This window comes from Vibrio sp. V42_P2S4T144 (genome assembly GCF_009904715.1).
In the GTDB taxonomy this organism is placed as follows: Bacteria; Pseudomonadota; Gammaproteobacteria; order Enterobacterales; family Vibrionaceae; genus Vibrio; species Vibrio alginolyticus.
Genome location: NZ_WXWS01000432.1, coordinates 1 through 5,157 on the forward strand (window position 1 = coordinate 1; position 5,157 = coordinate 5,157).

The 5,157-nt window shown below is 45.8% G+C and carries 4 protein-coding genes; 1 reads left to right on the forward strand and 3 read right to left on the reverse strand.

Features of this window, described 5'->3' with window-relative positions; translation table 11 throughout:
- Positions 1-42 precede the first annotated feature (42 nt).
- Positions 43-1,596, reverse strand: a complete 1,554-nt coding sequence (gene guaA / locus CAG68_RS14535) for a glutamine-hydrolyzing GMP synthase (RefSeq protein WP_005381685.1) — start codon at positions 1,594-1,596, stop codon at positions 43-45.
- Between the two features lie 99 nt (positions 1,597-1,695).
- On the reverse strand, positions 1,696-3,162 hold the full coding sequence (guaB, locus tag CAG68_RS14540; protein ID WP_017633908.1) for an IMP dehydrogenase: 1,467 nt from the start codon (positions 3,160-3,162) through the stop codon (positions 1,696-1,698).
- Between the two features lie 231 nt (positions 3,163-3,393).
- Here guaB and xseA point away from each other — a divergent pair, with 231 nt between their 5' ends.
- A complete protein-coding gene (gene xseA, locus CAG68_RS14545; RefSeq protein ID WP_017633909.1) occupies positions 3,394-4,725 on the forward strand; it encodes an exodeoxyribonuclease VII large subunit in 1,332 nt (443 codons plus the stop codon).
- Positions 4,726-4,738: 13 nt separating this feature from the next.
- On the opposite strand, the gene CAG68_RS14550 is transcribed toward xseA, so the two are convergent.
- On the reverse strand, positions 4,739-4,963 hold the full coding sequence (locus tag CAG68_RS14550; protein ID WP_031780210.1) for a zinc ribbon domain-containing protein: 225 nt from the start codon (positions 4,961-4,963) through the stop codon (positions 4,739-4,741).
- Positions 4,964-5,157 lie beyond the last annotated feature (194 nt).

The following is a 5,157-nucleotide window of genomic DNA, read 5'->3' on the forward strand; positions in this document are numbered from 1 at the left end:
CCCGAAGGCTGGTTCTTATAAACTCAACTGTCTAGAGGAAAATTATTCCCACTCGATAGTCGCTGGTGGCTTACCTGAAATGTCGTAAACAACACGAGAAATGCCATCAACTTCGTTGATAATACGGTTAGATACCTTACCTAGGAAGTCGTATGGTAGGTGTGCCCAATGAGCAGTCATGAAGTCGATAGTTTCTACCGCACGTAGAGACACAACCCAATCGTACTTACGGCCATCGCCCATTACACCAACAGAACGTACTGGTAGGAATACCGTGAACGCTTGAGATACTTTGTTGTATAGATCAGCTGCGTGAAGCTCTTCAATAAAGATAGCATCAGCACGGCGTAGCAAGTCACAGTACTCTTTCTTGATTTCACCAAGAACACGAACACCTAGACCTGGACCCGGGAATGGGTGGCGGTAAAGCATGTTGTAAGGCAGGCCTAATTCTAGACCAATCTTACGAACTTCATCTTTGAACAACTCACGTAGTGGCTCAACAAGACCCATTTCCATGTCATCTGGAAGACCGCCCACGTTGTGGTGCGATTTGATCACGTGCGCTTTACCAGTCTTAGATGCAGCTGACTCGATTACATCAGGATAAATCGTACCTTGAGCTAGCCATTTCGCGTTTTTCAGCTTCTTAGACTCTTCATCGAATACATCTACGAATACGTGACCGATAGTCTTACGCTTCTCTTCTGGGTCAGACTTGCCTTCAAGTGCTTTTAGGAAGCGTTCTTCAGCGTCAACTTTGATGATGTTCAAACCAAATTGGTCGCCGAACATATCCATTACTTGTTGACCTTCGTTTAGACGAAGTAGACCGTTATCAACAAATACACACGTTAGCTTGTCGCCGATTGCGCGATGAACCAGCATCGCAACTACCGATGAATCAACACCACCAGATAGACCTAGGATAACTTCGTCGTCACCCACTTGCTCTTTAATGCGAGCAACCGCGTCTTCGATGATAGATTCCGAAGTCCATAGACGCTCACAGCCACATACGCCAAGAACAAAGTTCTCAAGCATTTGTAGGCCACCTTTTGTGTGTGTCACTTCTGGGTGGAACTGAACACCGTAGTATTTCTTCTCTTCGTTCGCCATCGCAGCGTAAGGACAAGTGTCTGTCTCACCAACTTTTACGAAATCGGCTGGGATCTCTACTACTTTGTCGCCATGGCTCATCCAAACGTCTTGAGTTGCTTCAAGGTCTTTAAATAGAGCACATTCACCAGAAACTTTAACCTGAGCGTAGCCAAACTCACGTTCGTTAGAGCCCGCTACTTTGCCTCCTAGTTGTTCCGCCATAGTTTGCATGCCGTAACATACGCCAAGTAGAGGAACGCCAGAGTCAAACACATATTGAGGCGCGCGTGGAGAGTTCTCTTCCGTTACGCTTTCTGGACCGCCAGATAGGATAATGCCATCTGGGTTGAATTCGCGAATATCCGCTTCTTCTACATCCCAGCTCCATAGTTCACAGTAAACGCCGATTTCACGTACGCGGCGTGCTACTAATTGAGTGTACTGAGAACCGAAGTCCAAGATCAGAATACGTTGGTCATGGATATTTTTAGTCATTTTGAGCAGTCTTTTTAAGGCTAAGTGATTAAAACCGAGGCGAGTGTACTCGCCTCTTCTTAATGCTTCAAGGAAAAAGCAAACGTTTCCGTTGGGTAATTAGTTCCCTAGACGGTAGTTCGGCGCTTCCTTAGTAATTTGAACATCGTGTACATGAGACTCTTGCATACCTGCACCAGAGATACGTACAAATTCAGCTTTCGTACGCATATCTTCGATAGTTGCAGAACCAGTTAGACCCATGCTTGAACGTAGACCACCCATTTGTTGGTGTACGATCTCTTTTAGACGGCCTTTGTATGCGATACGACCTTCGATACCTTCTGGTACTAGCTTGTCCGCTGCGTTGTCAGACTGGAAGTAACGGTCAGAAGAACCTTGAGACATAGCACCAAGAGAACCCATGCCGCGGTAAGATTTGTAAGAACGGCCATTGTATAGAATCACTTCACCCGGCGCTTCTTCAGTACCAGCAAACATAGAACCAACCATCACACATGATGCGCCTGCTACGATTGCTTTACAGATATCACCTGAGAAACGGATACCACCGTCAGCAATAACCGGAATACCATAATCATTAGCCACTTCTGCCGCATCTGCGATTGCAGTGATTTGTGGAACTCCCACACCCGTTACAATACGAGTTGTACAGATAGAACCAGGTCCGATACCCACTTTCACTGCGCTTACGCCAGCTTCGATTAGTGCTTTAGCACCAGCACCAGTTGCTACGTTACCACCGATGATGTCTAGATCTGGGTAAGCAGCGCGAGTTTCGCGGATGCGGTTTAGTACACCTTCAGAATGTCCGTGTGAAGAGTCGATAAGTAGAATGTCAACGCCTGCTTCAACTAGAGCAGCAACACGCTCTTCGTTACCAGCGCCAGCACCAACGGCTGCGCCAACACGTAGGCGACCACGCTCATCTTTACATGCGTTTGGTTTACGTTCTGCTTTGTGGAAGTCTTTCGCAGTAATCATACCGGTTAGTTGGAACTCATCATTCACAACCAATACTTTCTCTACACGAGCTTCGTGCATTTTCTCTTGCACTTCTTCTCGTGTTGCACCTTCTTTAACTGCTGCCAACTTCTCTTTTGGCGTCATTACTGAAGATACTTTCTTAGAAAGGTCCGTCACAAAACGAACGTCACGACCAGTGATAATACCAACAAGCTCATTGCTCTCAGTGACAACAGGGAAACCTGCAAAACCATGCTTTTCAGTGAGTGCAACAACATCAGCGATGGTCGCGTCAGGGTTTACAGTAACCGCGTCAGTTACCATACCAGCTTCGAACTTCTTAACTTTACGAACTTCGGCTGCCTGCTGCTCAATAGACATGTTCTTGTGGATAAAGCCAATGCCACCCTCTTGCGCTAGCGCAATTGCTAGACGAGCTTCAGTAACAGTGTCCATAGACGCTGAAATCATTGGGATGTTTAGGGTGATGTTCTTAGTTAGCTGAGTGCGAAGATCAGCTGTGTTTGGGAGAACGGTGGAGTGTGCTGGCACAAGTAGTACGTCATCGAATGTCAGCGCTTCTTTGGCAATTCTTAGCATTTGCAATATCTCACAATTAGAAGAGTAAAAAGAACAATCCAATCTCATCGTTTCGCATAATGAGGGTAACCTGTGTTAGCAACAAGCTACATTTGGATTAGATATTGCGGAGGGATTATACGGTTAACGCAATCGCTTGACCACAAATTTTTTAATTTTTTTCTTGCAATTACCCCCTTGCTATGTATTATATTACCGCTAATTTCCATACTCACGTCTAAGAGATTAGCTGTGCTCTCCAAGACCAATCAAAACATCTTTACTGTTTCTCGTCTCAACGCAGAAGTTCGTTTACTCCTTGAAAACGAAATGGGGATCGTTTGGCTCGTCGGAGAGATATCCAACTTTTCAGCTCCTGTCTCTGGTCACTGGTACCTCACTCTTAAAGACTCTCGCGCTCAAGTTAAATGTGCCATGTTTCGTGGTAACAATCGCCGCGTTACTTTCAAACCCGCTAACGGTAATCAAGTCCTAGTAAAAGCTCGTCTGTCTCTTTATGAGCCTCGCGGTGACTACCAATTGATCATCGAAAGCATGCAACCGGAAGGTGATGGCCGTCTTCAACAAGAGTTTGAAGAGCTGAAAATGAAGCTTGCAGCAGAAGGGTTGTTCGCGCAAATCAATAAGCAATCTTTGCCTGAGCACCCTAAACGTGTTGGCGTCATCACATCGAAAACTGGTGCCGCGCTTTACGATATCTTAGACGTATTGAAACGTCGTGATCCTTCCCTACCTGTTGTGATTTATCCGACAGTGGTACAAGGTGAGGACGCAGCCATTCAAATTGCACAAGCCATTGGTCGCGCTAACAGCCGTGATGAATGTGATGTGCTAATTGTGGGCCGAGGTGGTGGTTCATTAGAAGACTTATGGTGCTTTAACAACGAGATATTAGCTCGCACGATTGCAGCAAGCCAAATTCCTATTATTAGCGCCGTTGGACATGAAGTTGACGTGACAATAGCTGATTTTGTCGCCGACGTACGCGCGCCTACTCCATCAGCAGCCGCTGAGCTAGTAAGCCGTGATAACAGCCACAAAGATCAAGCTTTAGTTACCCGCCAGCATAAGTTAGCGAGCGCGATGCGTTACTACCTAGCACAACAAAAGCAGCAATCTGCTCAATTAGTGCACCGTCTAGAGAGACAGCACCCAAGCTATCGCTTGCAACGTCAGACGCAACAGTTAGATGAGTTGGACATGCGCTTACAGCGAGCGATGAGTCGTTTTATTGCCTTGCGTCAACAGCGAATCGAGCGTCAACATTATCGGCTGCAATTGAATTCTCCTGTAACACGCCTTGCCGAGCAGAAGTCGAAGCTAGAACGTGTTGAGCAAAAGCTCATGGATGCAATGGATCGCAAGTTACTGACTATGCGCCATCAACTCGCGATTGCTGCAGAGAAGTTAGACACCGTCAGCCCACTAGCGACATTGAAACGAGGTTACTCAATTACTCAAACTGAGCAAGGTAAAGTAATTACTCAATCTTCAGATGTAAAATCGGGAGATGTATTGATTACTCGATTAGCCGAAGGCGACGTTCGCTCTACCGTTAACTGAATACAAACTCTGGTTAACTGATTTTCTGGAACTCAAATCGGACACGTGATTTTGACTTGAGTTCATTACACACATTGCAAAAGTAACTCGCAGCACCGCATGCTTGCAGCTTCTCCAGCTCCGCCTCACAATCAGGGCAAAAACCTACTTTTTTAAAATCCGATTCACACTGTTCACAATGGTATTGTCCTGTCCATTCCAGTTCGACATTGCAAGTCGGGCAAATGTTCTGCTGCATATCCCGTTCCTCTCTCTAAACTAAGCAATTTCGAGTAACGCATGCTACTCAAAATAACGAACAAGTATGTTGATCTTCATCACCGCCCTAACAAGTTTCACGAGGTGATAACCATACTTGATACGTAGGATCTTATACTGATCGTCTGATATTTACTCCTTGATCAGCGATCACCCCTTAAAAGAATATTTATA